Annotated in this window: 20 protein-coding genes and 1 other RNA gene; 14 read left to right on the forward strand and 7 right to left on the reverse strand. The window is 59.1% G+C overall.

All coding sequences use genetic code 11. The annotated features are described in order from the left end of the window. Positions 1–19: 19 nt before the first annotated feature. The 3 genes from AC6I7J_RS03900 to zapA form a co-directional block, all read right to left on the reverse strand. The gene (locus AC6I7J_RS03900; protein WP_058771549.1) at positions 20–625 is read right to left on the reverse strand and encodes a 5-formyltetrahydrofolate cyclo-ligase; all 606 of its coding nucleotides are present in this window, start codon (positions 623–625) and stop codon (positions 20–22) included. Between the two features lie 70 nt (positions 626–695). Next, positions 696–879: non-coding RNA, 6S RNA (gene ssrS, locus AC6I7J_RS03905), on the reverse strand. A 39-nt stretch (positions 880–918) separates the two neighbouring features. Then, the gene (zapA, locus tag AC6I7J_RS03910) at positions 919–1248 is read right to left on the reverse strand and encodes a cell division protein ZapA (protein ID WP_021506660.1); all 330 of its coding nucleotides are present in this window, start codon (positions 1246–1248) and stop codon (positions 919–921) included. Positions 1249–1418: 170 nt separating this feature from the next. Between zapA and AC6I7J_RS03915 the strand changes: the two genes are divergently transcribed. The 8 genes from AC6I7J_RS03915 to AC6I7J_RS03950 all read left to right on the forward strand — a co-directional run bounded on the left by AC6I7J_RS03915 (position 1419) and on the right by AC6I7J_RS03950 (position 11622). Beyond that, positions 1419–2000: a YecA/YgfB family protein gene (locus AC6I7J_RS03915; RefSeq protein WP_058757098.1), complete on the forward strand. Its 582-nt coding sequence runs from the start codon at positions 1419–1421 to the stop codon at positions 1998–2000. A gap of 50 nt (positions 2001–2050) precedes the next feature. After that, complete coding sequence (gene pepP / locus AC6I7J_RS03920) at positions 2051–3373, forward strand: Xaa-Pro aminopeptidase (protein WP_104093679.1); 1323 nt, start codon at positions 2051–2053, stop codon at positions 3371–3373. After that, entirely contained in the window at positions 3370–4548 is a 1179-nt protein-coding gene (ubiH, locus tag AC6I7J_RS03925; RefSeq protein ID WP_498006879.1) for a 2-octaprenyl-6-methoxyphenyl hydroxylase, read from the forward strand. The genes pepP and ubiH overlap by 4 nt, the downstream gene beginning before the upstream one ends. A 20-nt stretch (positions 4549–4568) precedes the next feature. Continuing rightward, positions 4569–5771: an FAD-dependent 2-octaprenylphenol hydroxylase gene (ubiI, locus tag AC6I7J_RS03930; RefSeq protein WP_059011499.1), complete on the forward strand. Its 1203-nt coding sequence runs from the start codon at positions 4569–4571 to the stop codon at positions 5769–5771. Between the two features lie 555 nt (positions 5772–6326). Then, positions 6327–7424 (forward strand): glycine cleavage system aminomethyltransferase GcvT, encoded by a 1098-nt coding sequence (gene gcvT / locus AC6I7J_RS03935; RefSeq protein WP_498006881.1) that lies wholly within the window; start codon positions 6327–6329, stop codon positions 7422–7424. Positions 7425–7446: 22 nt separating this feature from the next. Continuing rightward, positions 7447–7833, forward strand: coding sequence for a glycine cleavage system protein GcvH (gcvH, locus tag AC6I7J_RS03940; protein WP_058781308.1), 387 nt, complete (start codon positions 7447–7449; stop codon positions 7831–7833). Positions 7834–7931: 98 nt separating this feature from the next. Next, complete coding sequence (gene gcvP, locus AC6I7J_RS03945; protein WP_459746510.1) at positions 7932–10805, forward strand: aminomethyl-transferring glycine dehydrogenase; 2874 nt, start codon at positions 7932–7934, stop codon at positions 10803–10805. 73 nt (positions 10806–10878) lie between these two features. Further along, complete coding sequence (locus tag AC6I7J_RS03950; protein WP_021506668.1) at positions 10879–11622, forward strand: SDR family oxidoreductase; 744 nt, start codon at positions 10879–10881, stop codon at positions 11620–11622. 60 nt (positions 11623–11682) lie between these two features. On the opposite strand, the gene AC6I7J_RS03955 is transcribed toward AC6I7J_RS03950, so the two are convergent. Both AC6I7J_RS03955 and AC6I7J_RS03960 read right to left on the reverse strand, forming a co-directional pair. Next, the gene (locus AC6I7J_RS03955) at positions 11683–13122 is read right to left on the reverse strand and encodes a 6-phospho-beta-glucosidase (protein ID WP_498006884.1); all 1440 of its coding nucleotides are present in this window, start codon (positions 13120–13122) and stop codon (positions 11683–11685) included. Between the two features lie 124 nt (positions 13123–13246). Beyond that, complete coding sequence (locus AC6I7J_RS03960) at positions 13247–13978, reverse strand: MurR/RpiR family transcriptional regulator (protein WP_498006886.1); 732 nt, start codon at positions 13976–13978, stop codon at positions 13247–13249. A gap of 176 nt (positions 13979–14154) precedes the next feature. On the opposite strand from AC6I7J_RS03960, the gene trhA reads away from it, so the two are divergent. Then, on the forward strand, positions 14155–14808 hold the full coding sequence (gene trhA / locus AC6I7J_RS03965; RefSeq protein ID WP_021506671.1) for a PAQR family membrane homeostasis protein TrhA: 654 nt from the start codon (positions 14155–14157) through the stop codon (positions 14806–14808). A gap of 52 nt (positions 14809–14860) precedes the next feature. Here trhA and ygfZ read toward each other — a convergent pair whose 3' ends face one another. After that, positions 14861–15844 carry a tRNA-modifying protein YgfZ gene (ygfZ, locus tag AC6I7J_RS03970; protein ID WP_498006887.1) on the reverse strand — a complete coding sequence of 328 codons (984 nt, stop codon included), beginning with the start codon at positions 15842–15844 and terminating at the stop codon, positions 14861–14863. 228 nt (positions 15845–16072) lie between these two features. Here ygfZ and sdhE point away from each other — a divergent pair, with 228 nt between their 5' ends. Together sdhE and AC6I7J_RS03980 are read left to right on the forward strand one after the other, a co-directional pair. Then, a complete protein-coding gene (sdhE, locus tag AC6I7J_RS03975; protein ID WP_010616925.1) occupies positions 16073–16339 on the forward strand; it encodes an FAD assembly factor SdhE in 267 nt (88 codons plus the stop codon). Then, on the forward strand, positions 16314–16733 hold the full coding sequence (locus AC6I7J_RS03980) for a protein YgfX (protein ID WP_498006888.1): 420 nt from the start codon (positions 16314–16316) through the stop codon (positions 16731–16733). Before sdhE ends, AC6I7J_RS03980 begins: the two co-directional genes overlap by 26 nt. On the opposite strand, the gene fldB is transcribed toward AC6I7J_RS03980, so the two are convergent. Next, positions 16730–17248, reverse strand: coding sequence for a flavodoxin FldB (fldB, locus tag AC6I7J_RS03985; RefSeq protein ID WP_010616927.1), 519 nt, complete (start codon positions 17246–17248; stop codon positions 16730–16732). The two genes, AC6I7J_RS03980 and fldB, sit on opposite strands and share 4 nt — an antisense overlap. 100 nt (positions 17249–17348) lie before the next feature. Between fldB and xerD the strand changes: the two genes are divergently transcribed. From xerD to recJ, 3 genes are read left to right on the forward strand one after another with little or no spacing between them, the layout of a single operon-like run. Further along, entirely contained in the window at positions 17349–18242 is an 894-nt protein-coding gene (xerD, locus tag AC6I7J_RS03990; protein ID WP_058771560.1) for a site-specific tyrosine recombinase XerD, read from the forward strand. 22 nt (positions 18243–18264) lie between these two features. Continuing rightward, positions 18265–18978, forward strand: a complete 714-nt coding sequence (gene dsbC, locus AC6I7J_RS03995) for a bifunctional protein-disulfide isomerase/oxidoreductase DsbC (protein WP_021506677.1) — start codon at positions 18265–18267, stop codon at positions 18976–18978. Positions 18979–18987: 9 nt separating this feature from the next. Next, positions 18988–20715 (forward strand): single-stranded-DNA-specific exonuclease RecJ, encoded by a 1728-nt coding sequence (recJ, locus tag AC6I7J_RS04000; RefSeq protein WP_104188409.1) that lies wholly within the window; start codon positions 18988–18990, stop codon positions 20713–20715.

A 20715-nucleotide genomic window follows, 5' to 3' on the forward strand; every position in this document is an offset into this window, starting at 1 on the left:
GCCGCTGGGCGCCCTGTCTTTATCCCGCCAGCGTTTCCCACTGCCACAGCTTTGACGGCGTGAGAATCGCCGGCAATGGCACATCCCAGGCCGCCACCGGCAGCGCATCCACGCGCTGGCAGTCGTGCGCAATACCCAGCGGTAAAAAGCCATGCTGCTGCCAGTGCTGTAGCGTGCGATCGTAAAAACCCCCGCCCATGCCTAAGCGTTGTCCCTGCGCGTCAAACGCCACCAGCGGTACCAGCATCACATCCAGCTGATCGAGTGTGGCCAGCTGCGTAATATCCAGCGGCGGCTCAGGGATGCGCAGCTTGTTAGGTCGCAGCGGGGTTTCTGGCGTGTAGCGCAAAAAAAGCAGGTGACCGGGCGCAAATGGGTGCAGCACCGGCAGAAAGACCTGCTTCTTTTGCTGCCACAGTTTGGCAATCAGCGGTCGGGTATTGATTTCGCCATCGACGGAGAGAAACAGCGCAATGCGTTGTGCGCTGGCCAGCGGGGCAAAATTAATGGCATGTTCAGCCAGCAGGTCGGCGGCCTCAACCTGTTGCTCAGGCGTAAGATTGCGGCGCAGATGGCGCACATGCTGACGAATATCCTGTCGGTCGAGAAGAGAAGGTGCTGGCATGATGTCCCCGGCTGATAAGGCTGTTGATAGCCACATTATCACACCGGGAATAACAGGGTGGAACTAAGAGGAGATCTCCGAGATGCCGCCGCAGGCTGTAACCCTTGAACCCTTGGTTCAAGGTGAGTATGCCGTCGTAACCATCAGGCTTCTCGGACGGACCGAGCATGCTCACAGGTTACAGAGCGTCACACTCTGTTGGTATGAAATATCGGCTCAGGGGACTGGCCCGCTTGCAAACATCTCAGAGAAAATTGACTTCACCGTTACTCTAACACGAGTACCATGAAGTGTTATTCGAATTTAGGGCCCTGACGTTCAGTTATGCGACCTTGCTCAACTAATGCCTGCTCAATGGTCTGCTGCAGCATACGGATGCGTTGTTCCATATTGGCTGCGTAATCGCGCGTTTTACCTTTCTCTTGTGCCAGCTCGTGGCAAATGTTTAACGCGGCGATGAACACCAGCTGCTCTGTATTTGTGACTCTAGTGCGAACTTTTAAATCTTGCAACCGTTGATTGAGATCCTCTGCGGCCAGATTCAGCGCATCTTGCTGTTCAGGCGGACAATTCACTCTCAATGAACGACCAAAAATCTGAATATCTACCGGTTGTGCAGACATGCCACCATCCTGACTGATTACTTCGTTCGCATCTCCCTTACCTGTCAATGGGTTGGGAGGTGCGCAACTATATAGACCCGCGTGATAAGTTACAACCCCTTTTCTGGAAACCCTGAGGCACCTGGTGGTAGCATAACACGAACTTATTCTGCCAACGACGACCAAAGCTTATGTCTTTACAGAACGCAACACCCACTTACAACGCGCTGGCCGCGGCACTTTCCCAGCAGGGCGTAGGCATGACGCCCGCCGAGATGCACGGACTGCTGTGTGGCATTCTGTGCGGCGGCAATCAGGACAGCAGCTGGAAAACCCTGGTGCACGACCTGACTAACGAGGGCATGGCGTTCTCGCAAAGCCTGTCGCAGCCGCTGCAGGCGCTGCATGAAAACCTGGCCAACACGCTGGATGAAGAGGGTTTCCTGTTCCAGCTGATGCTGCCGGATGAGGAGGACATCACGGTGTTCGATCGTGCTGACGCGCTGGCCGGCTGGGTCAATCACTTCCTGCTGGGCCTGGGCGTGACGCAGCCGAAGCTGGACAAAGTGACCGGTGAGACCGGCGAAGCGATTGACGATCTGCGCACCATTGCGCAACTTGGCTACGATGAAGATGAAGATCAGGAAGAGCTCGAACAGTCGCTGGAAGAGGTGATTGAGTACGTGCGCGTTGCCGCGCTGCTGTGCCATGACACCTTCACCCGGCCACGCACGCCGACCGCACCGGAAGTGCAAAAACCTACGCTACACTAAGCGCGTCATCGTGGGCAGGTCGCTGCCCGTTTTCTACAGGGAGTGCAAATATGATTACACTGGAAACTTTCCGGCAACGTCGTCAGGCGCTGATCGCCCGCATGGCGCCCGGCAGCGCGGCTTTGATTTTTGCTGCACCTGAAGTGACGCGCAGCAACGACACCGAATATCCCTTTCGCCAGAACAGCGACTTCTGGTACTTCACCGGCTTCAACGAGCCGCAGGCGCTGCTGGTATTAATCAAGAGCGATGACAATCATAACCATAGCGTGCTGTTTAACCGCGTACGCGACCTGACGGCCGAAATCTGGTTCGGGCGTCGGCTTGGTCAGGAAGCCGCACCGGCGAAGCTGGGCGTTGACCGCGCGCTGCCGTGGGATGCGATTGACGAGCAGCTACACCAGCTGCTCAACGGACTCGACGTGGTCTATCACGCACAGGGTGAATACGCGGAAGCGGATACTCTGGTGTTCAGCGCGCTGGAGAAACTGCGCCGCGGTTTCCGGCAAAACCTCAGCGCGCCGGAGACGCTGACCGACTGGCGTCCCTGGGTGCATGAGATGCGCCTGTTTAAAAGCGAAGACGAGATCGCCATTCTGCGCCGCGCAGGAAAAATCAGCGCGCTGGCACATACCCGTGCGATGCAGGCGTGCCGCCCCGGTATGTTTGAATATCAGCTGGAAGGCGAAATCCATCACGAATTCACCCGCCACGGCGCGCGCTTTCCGTCTTACAACACCATTGTGGGCTCCGGTGAGAACGGCTGCATTCTGCACTACACCGAAAACGAAAGCGAAATGCGCGACGGCGATCTGGTGCTGATTGATGCCGGTTGCGAATTCCATGGCTACGCCGGCGATATTACCCGCACCTTCCCGGTTAACGGTAAATTCAGCCAGCCGCAGCGCGAGATCTACGACATCGTGCTCGCCTCGCTGTATAAGGCGCTGTCGATGTTCCGCCCGGGCATCAGCATCCATGAAGTCAACGACGAAGTGGTGCGTATCATGATCACCGGTCTGGTCGATCTGGGCATTCTGGAAGGCAATATCGATACGCTGTTTGAAGAGCAGGCGCACCGTCCGTTCTTTATGCACGGCCTTGGTCACTGGCTGGGGCTGGACGTGCATGACGTCGGCCACTACGGCACGCCCAGCCGCGACCGCCTGCTTGAGCCTGGCATGGTGCTCACCGTTGAACCGGGCCTATATATCGCGCCGGATGCCAAAGTGCCGGCGCAGTATCGCGGCATCGGTATCCGTATCGAAGACGACATCGTCATCACCGCCGACGGTAATGAAAACCTGACCGACAGCGTGGTAAAAGACGCTGAGGCGATCGAAGCACTGATGGCGGCGGCGCGCAGCGTATGAGTATCCTGATTGCAGGCGGCGGTATGACCGGCGCCACGCTGGCACTGGCGATTTCGCATCTGACGCAGGGCCAGTTGCCGGTGACGCTGATTGAACGTCATCAGCCGGACAGCCGCGCGCACCCGGGCTTTGACGGGCGCGCCATCGCGCTGGCGGCGGGCACATGTCAGCAGCTGGCGGAAATTGACCTGTGGCGTTCGCTGGCGGATTGCGCCACGCCCATTACCCACATCCACGTTTCCGATCGCGGGCACAGCGGGTTTGTTCAGCTGCAGGCTGAGGATTATCAGCTGTCGGCGTTGGGCAACGTGGTCGAGCTGTATGACGTGGGACAGCGCCTGTTTAAACGTCTGCGTGAGGCACCCGGCGTGACGCTGTGCTGCCCGGATCACGTGACCTCAGTAACCCGCAGCGCCGATAGCGTGCAGGCGACGCTCAGCAGCGGCGCAACGTTACAGGGCGCGCTGCTGGTGGCCGCTGACGGCGCACGCTCGCCGCTGGCGGCATCCTGCGGCATGCGCTGGCAGCGCGACGACTACCAGCAGCTGGCGGTGATTGCCAACGTCGCGACGCAGTTGCCGCATCAGGGCCGCGCGTTTGAGCGCTTCACCCGGCATGGCCCGCTGGCGCTGCTGCCGATGTCCGGCAACCGTCTGTCGCTGGTGTGGTGTCATCCGGCGACGGCCGAAGCCACGGTTAAGCAGTGGGACGATGCCACCTTCCTGCATGAATTACAGCGCGCCTTTGGCTGGCGGCTGGGGCGCTTTACTCACGCCGGCCAGCGCGAAATCTATCCGCTGGCGCTACAGACCGCAGAGCGTCAGGTGACGCACCGGCTGGCGCTGGTCGGCAATGCGGCGCAGACGCTGCATCCGATCGCCGGGCAGGGCTTTAACCTCGGTTTGCGCGATGTGATGTCGCTGGCGGAAACCCTTGCGGCGGCGCATCGTTACCAGCAGGATCCGGGCAGCCACGCGGTGTTGCACCATTTTGCTGCGCGCCGCCAGCCGGATCGCGTGGCGACCATTGGCGTCACCGACGGTCTGGTGCGGCTGTTCGCCAACCGTTATGCCCCGCTGGTGGCAGGACGAAATCTTGGGCTGGTGGCAATGGACCACCTGCCATGGCTGCGAAACCCACTTGCCGTGCGCACGCTCGGCTGGGTTAAGCGTTAAGCATGAATTAAGGGGCAGCAATGCAAACATTTGATGTGGCGATTGCCGGGGGCGGCATGGTCGGTCTGGCGGTGGCCTGTGGCTTACAGGGCAGCGGCCTGCGCGTTGCGGTGCTGGAAAAAGCGCCTGAGCCACAATTTGATGCGGCGGCGCCAGCGTCGGTTCGCGTCTCGGCCATCAACGCCGCCAGCGAGCGTCTGCTGCAAAAACTTGATGTCTGGTCCACCATTCTCGCGCTGCGCGCCAGCGCGTATCACGGCATGGAAGTGTGGGATCAGGACAGCTTTGGCTCGATCAGCTTTGATGACGAGCAGCAGGGGCTGTCGCACCTCGGACATATCATTGAAAACGAGGTGATTCACAGTGCACTGTGGCAGCGCGCCAGTCAGTGCAGCGACGTGACGCTGATTGCGCCGGCTCAGCTGCAGCAGGTGGCGTTTGGCGATAACGAAGCCTTTATTACCCTGCAGGACGGCAGCATGATGAGCGCGCGCCTGCTGATTGCTGCGGACGGGGCAAACTCGTGGCTGCGTGACAAAGCGGATATCCCGATTACTTTCTGGGATTACGAACATCACGCTCTGGTGGCCAACGTACGCACCGATATGCCGCACGATGCCATCGCGCGCCAGGTGTTCCACGGCGACGGCATTCTGGCCTTCCTGCCGATGCAGGATCCGCACCTGTGCTCCATCGTCTGGTCACTGTCACCGCAGGAAGCGGCGCGACTGCAATCCATGCCGGAAGCGCTGTTTAACCAGCAGTTGTCGGTGGCATTCGATATGCGCCTTGGTCTGTGCCAGGTGGAAAGCGAACGGAAAACCTTCCCGCTGATGGCCCGTTACGCCCGCAACTTTGCTGCGCACCGGCTGGCGCTGGTGGGCGATGCGGCGCATACCATCCATCCGCTGGCCGGGCAGGGGGTTAACCTCGGCTTTATGGATGCCGCCGAGCTGATTGGCGAAATCCGCCGTCTGCATCAGCAGGGCAAAGATATCGGCCAGCATCTCTATTTGCGGCGTTATGAACGCAGCCGCAAGCACAGCGCAGCGCTGATGCTGGCCGGCATGCAGGGTTTCCGTGAGCTGTTTGCCGGGCACCATCCGGCAAAAAAACTGCTGCGCGACGTCGGGCTGAAGCTGGCCGATACGCTGCCTGGCGTGAAGCCGTTACTGCTGAAGCAGGCCATGGGCCTCAACGACCTGCCCGGCTGGATCCGCTAACCCTCCTTATTACGGCACCCTTTCAGGTGCCGTTTTTCCTGCACTGACGTTACGCGATCGCCCTCAAGGGTGGGCGTGGCAGTCGGCTGCCGCTCATGAATCACCGAACTGCACAGCGTTGTCGCCATCCATCGCGACCCTGTGCGCACCCGGTAACGTCACTGCAAAACCTGCCCCGGCACCATTATTGTGCATCGCTGCACCCAAATTGCCCTTCATTTGATTTATTCTAATTTCAGGCCTCAATCCGCATTACTTTAACTAATCCTAAATGCTTTTCGTCCCCGAACCATTTCCCTTGTCTGCGGTACAGCTTCCATTATTCGGCTGAATTACTGCGCATCAGGTGAATTATATGCGCGGTAAATCACATAAATGCAGTGAGATGTGCTGGCATAGCTGCCGGGGCAGCACAAAGGATGATAAGGTTTCACCCTCGTTTTCCTTATGGTTAATTGCCGTATTCGGTGGTAACTTCAGCGTAAAGAGAACGTTTGCGTCGCTCAAAACTGACGGCGCAGGCGCGTCACACTCACTTGTCTTCACAGGATGGTTATGACTCAGCAAACGCCTCTATTCGAACAGCATCAGGCCTGCGGTGCCCGCATGGTGGACTTCCACGGCTGGATGATGCCGCTGCACTACGGCTCGCAAATGGATGAGCACCATGCGGTGCGCAACGATGCCGGAATGTTTGACGTTTCCCACATGACCATTGTCGATCTGCACGGCGCGCGCACCCGTGAATTTCTGCGTTACCTGCTGGCCAACGACGTCGCCAAAATGACCCAGCCCGGCAAAGCCCTCTATACCGGCATGCTGAATGCTTCAGCTGGCGTCATTGATGATTTAATTGTTTACTTTATGAGCGAAGATTTCTTCCGCCTGGTGGTCAATTCCGCCACGCGCGAGAAGGATCTGGCGTGGATCGCTGAGCATGCGCAGCCGTTTGGGGTTGCGCTCACCGAGCGTGACGATCTGGCGCTAATCGCCGTACAGGGGCCGAACGCGCAGCAAAAAGCACAGAGCCTGTTAAGCGCGGCACAGCGTGACGCGGTGGCAGGCATGAAGCCGTTCTTTGGCGTACAGGCCGGCGATCTGTTTATCGCCACGACCGGTTATACCGGTGAAGCCGGTTATGAAATCGCCCTGCCTGCCGCTCAGGCCGCAGATTTCTGGCAGCAGCTGCTGGCCGCAGGCGTGAAACCAGCCGGACTGGGCGCACGCGATACGCTGCGTCTTGAAGCCGGCATGAATCTGTATGGTCAGGAGATGGATGAAGGCGTTTCGCCGCTGGCCGCCAACATGGGCTGGACCATCAGCTGGGAGCCCGCCGACCGTGACTTCATTGGCCGTGAGGCGCTGGAAGCGCAGCGCGAGAACGGCACGGAAAAACTGGTCGGGCTGGTGATGACCGAAAAAGGCGTGCTGCGTAACGGTCTGACGGTGCGCTTTACCGATGCGCAGGGACAGCCGCAGCAGGGCATCATTACCAGCGGCTCCTTCTCGCCAACGCTGGGCTACAGCATTGCGCTGGCGCGCGTGCCTGCCAGTATCGGTGAGCAGGCGATTGTTGAAATCCGCAATCGTGAAATGCCGGTGAAAGTGACTAAACCTATTTTTGTTCGCGCCGGCAAGCCGGTCGCTCAGTAATTTTTTTTCAGGAGAAATGGCGATGAGCAATGTGCCAAATGAATTGAAGTACCGTGATAGCCACGAGTGGGTGCGTAAAGAAGCTGATGGTACGTTTACCGTGGGCATCACCGAACACGCGCAGGAACTGCTGGGCGACATGGTGTTTGTCGACCTGCCTGACGTGGGTGCCAGCTTTGCCGCCGGTGACGACTGTGCGGTAGCCGAATCCGTGAAAGCGGCATCGGATATCTATGCCCCGCTGAGCGGTGAAATTGTTGCGGTCAACGAAGCGCTGGGCGATGCCCCGGAGCTGGTTAACAGCGAACCGTACGCCGCCGGCTGGCTGTTCCGCATCAAAGCCAGCGACGAGTCCGAGCTCGACGCGATGCTTGATGCTGCCGCCTACAAAGCGTCCATCGACGAGTAACCGGTAGTCTCTGAAGGTGCCGCACTGCGGTGCCTTCTTTTTTATCTGCCTGATTTAATGCCATTTTGTCACCCAGCCCGATTCAGGATGTACTGTAAATGACCCAGACTCTCAGCCAGCTCGAACATAACGGTGCTTTTATTGAGCGCCATATCGGTCCTGATGCCGCGCAGCAGGCCACCATGCTGGAAGCGATTGGTGCCAGCTCGCTGGCTTCGCTGATCGCTTCAATTGTGCCTGCTGATATCCAGCTGCCAGGCCCGCCGGCGGTAGGCGATGCCGCGACTGAACAGCAGGCGCTGGCAGAGCTGAAAGCCATTGCCAGCCAGAATCAGCGTTACAAATCCTGGATTGGAATGGGTTACAGCGCCGTGATCACCCCGCCGGTGATTCTGCGCAACATGCTGGAAAACCCGGGCTGGTACACGGCCTACACGCCGTATCAGCCGGAAGTGTCGCAGGGCCGTCTGGAAGCGCTGCTCAACTTCCAGACCCTGACGCTCGATCTCACCGGGCTGGATATTGCTTCAGCTTCACTGCTGGATGAAGCCACCGCGGCCGCCGAAGCGATGGCGATGGCTAAACGCGTCAGCAAGCTGAAAAACGCGACCAAATTCTTTATCGCCGATGACATCCATCCGCAAACGCTGGATGTGGTGCGCACCCGCGCTGAAACCTTTGGCTTTGAGCTGATTATCGATCGCGCCGAAAAAGCCCGCGAGCACGACGATCTGTTTGGCGTGCTGCTGCAGCAGGTCGGTACCAGCGGAGAGGTGCACGACTACCGTGAACTGATTACTGAGCTGAAAAGCCGCAAAGTGGTGGTGAGCGTGGCGGCGGATTTCATGGCGCTGGTGCAGCTGGAAGCGCCGGGCAAACAGGGTGCTGATATCGTCTTTGGTTCCGCCCAGCGCTTTGGCGTACCGATGGGCTACGGCGGTCCGCACGCGGCCTTCTTTGCCAGCCGTGATGAGCACAAGCGCTCCATGCCGGGCCGTATCATCGGTGTGTCACGCGATGCCGCAGGTAACACTGCACTGCGCATGGCGATGCAGACGCGCGAACAGCACATCCGCCGTGAGAAAGCCAACTCCAACATCTGTACTTCACAGGTGCTGCTGGCGAATATCGCCGGCCTGTACGCGGTTTACCATGGCCCGGCCGGACTGAAGCGCATCGCCTCGCGCATTCACCGTCTGACCTCGATTCTGGCAGCAGGCCTGCAAAACGGCGGCCTGAAGCTGCGCCATCACAGCTGGTTCGATACGCTGACCGTTGAAGTCGCGGACAAAGCGGCGGTGCTGAACCGTGCGCTGAGCTTCGGCGTCAACCTGCGCAGCGATATCCTCAATGCGGTCGGTATCACGCTGGATGAAACCACCACGCGTGAAGACGTGCTGGCGCTGTTTGCCATTCTGCTGGGCGACGCGCACGGCCAGGATATCGAGGCGCTGGACGCCGCGGTGGCGGCGGAAAACAGCGCCATTCCGGCAGGCCAGCAACGTACCAGCGAATTCCTTACCCATCCGGTGTTCAACCGTCATCACAGCGAAACTGAGATGATGCGCTACATGCACAGCCTGGAGAAAAAGGATCTGGCGCTGAATCAGGCGATGATCCCGCTCGGCTCATGCACCATGAAACTGAATGCCGCCGCCGAAATGATTCCGATCACCTGGCCGGAATTCGCTGAGCTGCACCCGTTCTGCCCGGCAGAGCAGGCGAGCGGTTATCTGCAGATGATCGGCCAGCTGTCCCAGTGGCTGGTCCAGCTCACCGGTTACGATGCGCTGTGCATGCAGCCGAACTCTGGTGCGCAGGGCGAATACGCCGGTTTGCTGGCCATCCGCCGCTATCATGAGAGCCGTAATGAAGCGGGCCGCACGATCTGTCTGATCCCGAGCTCGGCGCACGGTACCAACCCGGCGTCCGCGCAGATGGCGGGCATGGCGGTCGTGGTGGTGGCCTGTGATAAGCAGGGCAATATCGATCTCGGCGATCTGCGTGAAAAAGCAGCGCAGGCCGGTGACGCGCTGTCGTGCATCATGGTGACCTATCCATCGACGCACGGCGTCTACGAAGAGACCATTCGCGAAGTGTGCCAGATCGTGCATCAGTACGGCGGCCAGGTGTACCTCGACGGCGCAAACATGAACGCGCAGGTCGGGATCACCACGCCTGGCTACATTGGCGCTGACGTGTCGCATCTCAACCTGCACAAAACCTTCTGCATTCCGCACGGCGGTGGCGGTCCGGGCATGGGGCCGATCGGGGTGAAGGCGCATCTGGCGCCATTCGTACCGGGCCACAGCGTGGTGCAGATTGACGGCGTGCTGACCCAGCAGGGCGCGGTTTCTGCGGCGCCGTTCGGTAGCGCATCTATTCTGCCCATTAGCTGGATGTACATTCGCATGATGGGCGCAGAAGGGCTGAAACAGGCCAGCTCGGTGGCGATTCTCAACGCCAACTACATCGCCAGCCGGCTGCAGTCGGCGTACCCGATTCTGTACGCCGGCCGCGACGGCCGCGTGGCGCATGAGTGCATTCTCGACATTCGTCCGCTGAAAGAGCAGACCGGCATCAGCGAGCTGGATATCGCGAAACGCCTGATCGACTATGGCTTCCATGCGCCGACCATGTCGTTCCCGGTCGCCGGCACGCTGATGGTCGAGCCGACTGAGTCCGAGAGCAAAATCGAGCTGGACCGCTTTATTGACGCGATGCTGGCGATCCGCATGGAAATCGATCGCGTAGCCGACGGTGAATGGCCGGCTGACGACAACCCGCTGGTGAATGCACCACATACCCAGATGGAAATCGTCGGCGACTGGACTCATCCGTACAGCCGCGAGCTGGCGGTCTTCCCGGCCGGCAGCGCCAACAAATACTGGCCGACCGTTAAGCGTCTCGACGATGTGTTTGGCGATCGCAATGTGTTCTGTTCATGCGTTCCGATGAGTGAATACCAGTAATTTGCAGGCGTAATCCAAACCCTTCAGTAATACTAAAGGCCGATTTGTCGGCCTTTTTTTATGGGAGAAACATATGGATCTGGCACTGGTCACCGGCGGTAGCCGCGGAATTGGACGGGCAACATCGCTGCTGCTGGCGCAGGCGGGTTATCGCGTGGCAATCAATTTCCGGCAGCGCGAAGCAGAAGCGTTGCAGGTGGTAGCAGATATCGAAGCGCAGGGCGGCAGCGCGTTTGCCTTACAGGCGGATATTGCTGATGAAGCGCAGGTGGTGCGCATGTTCCGCCAGCTGGATCAGCAGCCGGGCGCGCTGCGCGTGCTGGTGAATAACGCCGGTATTCTCTTCTCCCAGTGCCGGGTTGAGGATCTGGATGCTGCGCGCATTCAGCGCGTGCTGGCAACCAACGTCACCGGCACGTTTATCTGCTGCCGCGAAGCGGTAAAACGCATGAGCACCGCACACGGCGGTCAGGGCGGCGCTATTGTTAATGTCTCGTCAGCGGCCGCGCGTACCGGCTCGCCCAATGAGTATGTCGATTATGCGGCGTCGAAAGGCGCGATGGACACGCTGACCAGAGGATTGTCACTGGAAGTGGCGGCGCAGGGGATTCGCGTCAATAGCGTGCGGCCAGGGCTGATCTACACCGATATGCATGCCGACGGCGGCGAGCCGGGGCGCGTTGATCGTCTCGCGGCATCGCTGCCGATGCAGCGCGGCGGCCAGGCGGAAGAGATCGCTGCCGCCATCGTCTGGCTGGCCAGTGACGCCGCTTCATACGTCACCGGCAGCTTTATTGATGCATCAGGCGGCCGTTGAGTCGCACTTCACAGCCTGTCTGCGCGCGGCGCACATCTATACGTCGCGCGCCATTAGCGGTTACAACACTTCACCATTGCTGGCAATCACCTGCTGATACCAGGCGAAACTCTTCTTCTTCGAACGGGCAAAGCTGCCGCTGCCGTCATCGTTTTTATCGACGTGGATAAAGCCGTAGCGCTTGCTGTACTGGCCGGTGGTAAAGGAGACGCAGTCGATGCAGCCCCACGGCGTATAGCCCAGCAGATCAACGCCATCCAGCGCCACCGCTTTTTTCATCTCTTCAATGTGCGCGCGCAGATAATCAATGCGGTAGTCATCTTCGATCACGCCCTCAGCATTGGCTTTATCAATGGCACCAAAGCCGTTCTCAACGATAAACAGCGGCTTCTGGTAGCGCTCATACAGCGCATTCAGCACGTAGCGCAGGCCGACCGGATCAATCTGCCAGCCCCAGTCGGACGCTTTCACATGCGGGTTAGGCACCACGCCGTCGAAGCCGGTGATCGGGTCGTCGACGCCGCTGGCTTTGGTGTCCACCGCGTTGCTCATGTAGTAGCTGAAACCGATGTAGTCGCAGCAGCCCTGACGCAGCGTTTCGGCGTCATCGGCTTCCATCGCAATGTGATAGCCTTTGCTCGCCCACTCTTTAAGCGTATAAGCCGGGTACGCGCCGCGCATCTGCACGTCGCTGAACACGTAGCGCTGATGCATCGACTCCTGCGCGCGCATCACGTCGTCCGGATGGCAGGAGAACGGATAGACCGGTACCATGGCGATCATGCAGCCAATCTGGAAATCCGGGTTGATTTCGTGGCCGCGCTTCACCACTTTGGCACTGGCAACGAACTGGTGATGCATCACCTGATACATCGTCTGCTCCGGCTTTTCATGCTCTGTGAACACGACGCCGGAGCAGCAGTAGCCGAACAGCGGATACTGCCAGTTGCGCTGGTTATTGATTTCATTGAAGGTCATCCAGTACTTCACTTTGTGGCGATAGCGCGTCATCACCACGTCACTGAAGCGCACAAAGAAATCGACCACTTTGCGATTAGCCCAGCCGCCGTACTCTTTAACCAGATGATAAGGCATCTCAAAGTGCGACAGGGTAATCACCGGTTCGATGCCATATTTCAGCAGTTCATCAAACAGGTCATCGTAAAATTGCAGGCCGGCTTCATTGGGCTGCAGTTCATCGCCGTCGGGGAAAATGCGCGTCCAGGCAATCGAGGTGCGGAAGCATTTGAAACCCATCTCGGCAAACAGCGCCACGTCCTGTTTGTAGTGCGAATAGAATTCCACCGCCTGATGGTTGGGATAGTGCTGGCCGGGCTGAACGCCGGGCGTGATGACGCGATCTACGCCGTGTGCGCCGCCGGTGAGAACATCGGCGATACTGACGCCTTTGCCGCCCTGATCCCAGCCGCCCTCAACCTGATGGGCTGCCACCGCGCCGCCCCAGAGAAATCCGCTGGGTAACTGCAATCCTTCACTCATTTCAATACCTCGTCACGCTGTTGGCGAAAATAATACTGCCCGCAGTGTAACAACTGAAATAGCAAAGTCACGCTATAACACCGGCGCGGAAATGTGACTTGTTACCACTGAAAAACAGGCTGTTTTATACCTGCGTGAGTCGGGCAATATAACGGCCCAGCGTCTCCAGAATATAAATCACCGGTATCTGGGTGGTAATATCGTAGCGGTCAGGCAGTTTCTCCTGCGGCACATGATAGGAGAGATTGAAATCCGCCATTTTCGCCAGCGAGCAGTTGTCGTGATTGGTGATGGAGATGATTTTACAGTGATACAGACTGAACTGACTGGCAAAGCGCAGGATCTCTTCGGTTTCGCCAGAGACGGATAAAATAATCGCCAGCGCATTTTCCCAGGCGCTCTTACTCACCGGGTAATAAGGATCATCGATGTGATGGCTGAATTTACCAATATTAGAAAAATAGCGTGCACCATATTTGCCGAGACTGCCTGAAGTACCGGCACCAATAAAGAAAATGTGCTCAGCCTCAATAATCATTTGCGCCGCGGTGGCAATCTGCTGATCAAATTCTGCGTTATTGATGCTTTTAAAAAAGCTCAGCATTTCTCCGACGCCGGAGGGCAGCAGCACCGGCGCGCTTTGCTCCTGCGCCAGGCGAAAACGGATGCGGAATTCTGACCAGCCGTCACAGTGCATTTTGCGGCAGAAGCGCAGCACCGTGGTGGTCGAGACGCCCGCCTGCGCCGCCAGTTCACGGATGGTCATATAACTGACACTTTCCCGGTGTTTGATGATGAAGTGATAAACCTGCATCTCAAGGTCATTCAAACGGGACAGGTCGCTGTGTGAAAACATTCGGGCGGCGCTCACGGCAAAAAGAAGCCTCAGTGTAACAGATTGGTTTGCCGCTGGGTTGTCACACCTCTTCACAGAATAATTTTAGCGTACATGTGTACTCTGAAATTGTTCTTCGCTACTCTGGTGCACAGAAAAAGCACAACTTTCGTTACGATGTTCAGGAATCCGACGCCATGGTACAGAACCGACTTATTGCCCAGGGCTATTCACTGGCCGAAGAGATTGCCAACAGCATCAGCCACGGCCTGGGCTGTGTGTTTGGCATCGTGGGGCTGGTGTTGCTGTTGACCCAGGCCGTTGAAATGCAGGCGAATATCACTGCCATTACCAGCTATAGCCTGTACGGTGGCAGCATGATTTTGCTGTTCCTCGCCTCGACGCTGTATCACGCCATTCCGCACCAGCGCGCCAAATACTGGCTGAAGAAATTTGACCACTGCGCCATCTATTTGCTGATCGCCGGGACTTACACGCCGTTTCTGCTGGTCGGGCTGCAATCACCGCTGGCGCAGGGATTGATGGTGGTGATCTGGAGTCTGGCGCTGGCGGGCATCATCTTTAAGCTGACCATTGCGCATCGCTTTAAAGTGCTGTCGCTGGTGACCTATCTCAGCATGGGCTGGCTGTCGCTGGTGGTGATTTATCAGCTGGCAACCAAACTGTCGGCCGGCGGCGTCTGGCTGCTGGCGGCGGGCGGGATTGTCTATTCGCTCGGGGTGATTTTCTATGTGTCGCGCCGTATTCCGTACAATCATGCCATCTGGCACGGTTTCGTGCTGGGCGGCAGCGTGCTGCACTTTTGCGCCATCTATTTTTACGTGATGTAACAAGGCCAGGGTCGCCACTGATAGCGACCCTGCGGCATACCAGCCGTAACCGTTACTCTTCCAGCGAATAGGGCAGCGGCTGAATGGTCAGCTTACCGTTTTCATCGCCTTCAACGCGCAGCACGCTGTCCGGCTCCAGATCGTTGTTCAGCACCGCCTGCACCCACACGCTGCCATCATCCAGCTGTACGCCGCTCAGTACCGTGCCGGTGCGACGCCATTTGTCGCCCATCTGCAACTCCAGCGAACTGGCCGCGTCCGGTACTTTGCTGGCGCTGCCCGCCAGCCAGTAGAGCGCACGTTTGTTTGCGCCGCGGAATTTGGCGCGCGCCACCATCTCCTGGCCGGTATAACAGCCTTTTTTGAAGCTGATGGCATCCAGCGCCTGCAGGTTAGTGGCCTGCGGAATCAGCTGCGCCGTGGTGGCGCTGTCGATCACCGGCACGCCCGCCGCAATATCCAGCGCCAGCCACTGCGTGCTGTCATTCAGCTGCGCTTCCCCGGCCAGCTTCTGCTGCAGCGCTTCGGCCTGCGCCGGCGTGGTGACCAGCAGAAAACGTTCGGCTGGCTCGGCGAACCACAGCAGGGTGGTGTCATCCTGCTGCACCACTGGGGTTGTGGCATCCGGCAGCGTGGTGAAAACGTTAGCCAGTGCGGCGCGCGCCTGAAAACCGGCAACGCCGAGCAGGACCGCGTCATCATCGGCCGCAATGGTCACTTTGGCGAACACCGCATACTTCTTCAGCTCAGTTACCTGCTGCTCGCGCAGATTGCGGCGCACCAGGTAGGCATAACCTTCTCCGCGATGAAACAGCCGCAGATTGCTCCACATTTTGCCTTTGGCATCGCAGTGCGCCGCCGGGCGATGCTGCGCTGCGTCCAGCGCCGCCACGTCCAGCGTCAGTTGACCCTGCAGATAAGAGGTGCTGTCTTTGCCCTGCACCGACACCAGCGCCCACTCGTCGAGCGACATTAGCGTTAAAGGCAGGCGCGACGCCGCAGCGGGCTGGCGAGGCGGAAGGGTGAAAATCGGCATGAGTCCGTCCTGATCAATAAGGTTTATCCAGTAATATGCTTACCAATGTTAAAAGAGCAGTGCGCCATTGCAACCTGTTTGCGGAATCTGGCGCACAAATCGCGTGATAACCCTGTAACCGGTGGCATTGCTGTGCGTCACCGCGCGCAGCGTCCGGTTGCACGCCTGCAGCGCGGCGAAAAAGCAGGTACACTGAGCGCCACTGTTATCAGCTGTGGAAGAAGACACATGGATATTCATGACAAAGCGCGCGTCCAGTGGGCATGCCGTCGCGGCATGCTGGAGCTGGATGTCTCGATCATGCCGTTCTTTAAATATGAGTATGATTCGCTGAGCGACAGCGACAAGCAGGTGTTTGTCGCGCTGCTGAAGAGCGACGATCCGGACCTGTTTAACTGGATGATGAACCACGGCGAACCGGCCGATCCCGAGTTCAAACGCATGGTGAAACTGATTCAGCAGCGCAACCGTGAACGCGGGCCGGTGGCAATGTGATCTGCGCGCGTCACGCAGCGCGCGGGCGCTGAATGTGACGCTGTTCGGGCTGTGTGGCGCGCTGTTGCTGAGCTGCCACTGGCCGGCGGGCTGGGCCTGGGTTCAGGTCGTGGTAGTCATCCTGCTGACCCTGCAGTGCTGGCGTAACGCGCGTCGCCTGCAGCAGCGCTGCGGAGCGCTCATGCTGGATGACAAGGGTGACTGGTACTGGCGCGGTGAGCGCTGGCAGGCGCAACGGCAGCCGGACTGGCTACCGTGGGGCGTGTTGCTGGTGCTGCGTAACCGTCGCGGGCAGCGCTGGCGGCTGTGGCTGCTGCACGACAGCATGCCGCCCGACGCGTGGCGCGCGTTACGCGCCCGCTGTTTTTTGCTGGATGGCGCGACGCCGCATTAAAGCAGCGCGGCGGTTTCGGTCAGAATCTGTTCGCACCACTGCTCAACGCGCTCTTCGCTCAGCTCAAACTGATTGACATCGTCGAGCGCCAGACCGACAAACTGCTGACCATCGGCGGTCAGCGGTTTTTTACTGGTGAACTGGTAGCCGTCGAGCGGCCAGTAACCGACAAACTGCACGCCCATCGGCAGCAGCAGTTCGTGCAGCATACCCAGCGCATCAAGGAACCATTCGCTGTACTCGACCTGGTCGCCCATGCCGTACAGCGCCACAATTTTGCCCTGCAGGTTGAGCGCCGGCAGCTGTTGCCACACCGCTTCCCAGTCCTCCTGCAGCTCGCCGAAATCCCAGGTCGGAATACCGAGAATCAGTAAATCGTACTGCTCCATCAGCGACGGATCGTCATCTTTCAGGTTATGCAGTGTGACTAATTCTTCACCGATAAAGTCGCGAATTTTCTCCGCCGTCATCTCGGTGTAACAGGTACTGGAACCGTAAAACAGACCGATATTCATGCAATTAATGCTCTGACTGAAACTCACTCTGGCGCAATTGTACCAGAAGCAGGCCAGTTTCAGGCATAATGAGCACGATTTCACACGGCGAGGGGCAACAGTGCAGGACAGCGATCTGATAGAACAGTTTCTCGACGCGCTCTGGATTGAGCGCAACCTGGCGCAGAACACGCTGGCGTCCTATCGTCAGGATTTGCAGACGCTCACTGCCTGGCTGCACCACCATGAGCGCACGCTGCTGACGCTGGAAGCCGCTGATTTACAGCAGTTTCTGGCTGAGCGGATTGAGGGCGGTTACAAAGCCACCAGCTCAGCGCGTACTCTGAGCGCGATGCGCCGTCTGTTTCAGTATCTGTACCGCGAAAAGCTGCGCAGTGACGATCCCAGCGCGCTGTTATCAGCGCCGAAATTGCCGCAGCGCCTGCCAAAAGACCTGTCAGAAAATCAGGTCGAGCGCCTGTTACAGACGCCGGCAACGGACATACCGCTTGAACTGCGTGACAAAGCGATGCTGGAGCTGCTCTACGCTACCGGGCTGCGCGTCTCTGAGCTGGTCGGTCTGACGTTGAGTGATGTCAGCCTGCGTCAGGGCGTGGTGCGCGTCATCGGTAAAGGCAATAAAGAGCGGCTGGTGCCATTAGGTGAAGAAGCAATTTACTGGCTGGAGCATTATATGGAACACGGGCGGCCGTGGCTGCTGAACGGGCAGACCATTGATGTGCTGTTCCCCAGCAACCGCGCGCAGCAGATGACACGCCAGACCTTCTGGCATCGCATCAAACACTATGCCACCCTTGCCGGCATCGACAGCGAAAAGCTGTCACCGCACGTGCTGCGCCACGCATTTGCCACACATTTACTGAACCATGGTGCCGATTTACGCGTCGTACAGATGTTGCTGGGGCACAGCGACCTGTCGACCACCCAGATTTACACGCACGTGGCGACTGAGCGCCTGCGTCAGTTACATCAACAGCATCATCCGCGCGCCTGAGCAGCGGCAACAAGGATTTGAGATGAAAAAAACCGTTACGACGCTGGCTCTGCTGGTCAGCGCCTTTTCTGCGCTGGCCCATGCCGATGACAGCGCGATTCAGCAATCACTGAAAAAACTGGGTATGCAGCAGGCGGAAATCCAGCCGTCGCCGCTGCCGGGTATCAAAACGGTGATGACCGAAAGCGGCGTGCTGTACGTCACCGAAGACGGCAAGCACATGATTCAGGGCCCGCTGTACGATGTCAGCGGCGCGCAGCCGGTGAATGTCACCAATCAGCTGCTGGAGAAAAAAGTCGCCGCGCTGGCACCGGAAATGATTGTCTACAAAGCGCCGAAAGAGCAGCACGTGATCACCGTATTCACCGACATCACCTGCGGCTACTGCCGCAAACTGCACGAGCAAATGGCTGACTACAACGCGCTGGGCATCACCGTGCGCTATCTGGCGTTCCCGCGTGAAGGCCTGCACGGCCAGGTGGAGAAAGCCATGACCGCCATCTGGTGCAGCGCCGATCGCAACAAGGCGTTTGATGCCGCAATGAAAGGCGACGCACCGCAAATGGATGCGCCGGCGAGCTGCAAAATCAATCTCGATCAGCACTACAAGCTGGGCATTCTGTTTGGTATTCAGGGCACGCCCGCCATCCTCACCGACAGCGGCATGATGATTCCTGGCTACCAGGGACCGCAGGAGCTGAAGCAGGTACTGGACGGCCAGAAGCGTGGTGGTTAAGACACAGTGATGCACTCTGTAGAATTGCGTCGGCGTGAAGCCCAGGCCGACGCGCAGTTACCCGATGATTTACCGCCGCTGCTGCGTCGTCTCTACCTGCAGCGCGGTGTCAAAGACGCCGCCGAACTGGAACGCGGCGCGAAATTCCTGCTGCCGTGGCAAAGCCTTGGCGGCATTGAGCGCGCCGTGACGCTGCTGCACCAGATGCTGCAGCAGCAACGCCGTATCGTGGTGGTGGGCGATTTCGATGCCGATGGTGCCACCAGCACTGCGCTCACCGTACTGGCGCTGCGCAGCATGGGCGGCAACGTCGATTATCTGGTGCCGAACCGCTTTGAGGACGGCTATGGCCTGAGCCCGGAAGTGGTGGAGCAGGCGCGCGCGCGCGGCGCGGAGCTGATCCTCACCGTGGATAACGGTATTTCGTCGCACGCGGGCGTCGACACCGCGCACCAGCACGGTATTCCGGTACTGATCACCGATCACCACCTGCCGGGCGAAACGCTGCCGGCGGCAGAGGCCATCGTTAACCCTAACCTGAGCGACAGCGCATTCCCGTCGCGTTCGCTGGCAGGCGTGGGCGTGGCGTTTTATCTGATGCTGGCGCTGCGTGCCCATCTGCGTCAGCTGAGCTGGTTCAGCGACGGACGCAGTGAACCCAATCTGGCCGAACTGCTGGATCTGGTGGCGCTCGGTACCGTGGCCGACGTGGTGCCGCTGGATGCCAACAACCGCATTCTGGTGTGGCAGGGGCTGAGCCGCATCCGCGCCGGCAAATGCCGTGCCGGCATCCGCGCGCTGCTGGAGATTGCTAACCGCGATGCGCGTCAGCTGGCGGCCAGCGACCTCGGTTTTGCCGTCGGGCCACGCCTCAATGCTGCCGGCCGGCTGGACGATATGTCGGTTGGCGTTGCGCTGCTGCTGACAGAAGATATTGCCCAGGCGCGCATGCTGGCCAGCGAACTTGATGCGCTTAATCAGACGCGCAAAGAGATTGAGCAGGGCATGAAGAGCGAGGCGCTGGCGCTGTGCGATGAGCTGGAGCGCCAGCATCGCGATCTGCCGCTCGGGCTGGCGTTTTATCACCCGGAGTGGCATCAGGGCGTAGTTGGCATTCTCGCGTCACGCCTGAAAGAGCGCTTCCACCGCCCGGTCATCGCCTTCGCGCCCGCCGGTGACGGCACGCTGAAGGGCTCTGGCCGTTCGATTGCCGGGCTGCACCTGCGCGACGCGCTGGAACGCATCGACACGCTCTATCCTGGCCTGATCATCAAATTTGGCGGGCACGCCATGGCGGCGGGGCTGTCGCTGGAAGAGGCGAAGTACGATGAGTTCCGCCAGCGCTTTGCCGCGCTGATCGACGAATGGCTGGAAGGCGAGGCGCTGCAGGGCGTGATGTGGTCCGATGGCGAACTGCATGCGCAGGAGTTTACCCTGCACACCGCGGAAATGCTGCGGGAAGCCGGCCCCTGGGGCCAGGCGTTTCCGGAGCCGGTGTTCGACGGTCAGTTTAAGCTGTTGCAGCAGCGTCTGGTGGGCGAGCGTCACCTTAAGGTGATGGTCGAGCCGCTGGGCGGCGGCCCGTTACTGGATGGTATCGCTTTTAACGTCGACACCAGCCTGTGGCCAGACAGCAGCGTGCGTCAGGTGCAGCTGGCCTACAAGCTGGATATCAACGAATACCGCGGCAATCGCTCGGTACAGCTGATCATCGACCATATCTGGCCGCAGTCGTAA

The sequence above is a fragment of the Type-C symbiont of Plautia stali genome (assembly GCF_059730935.1).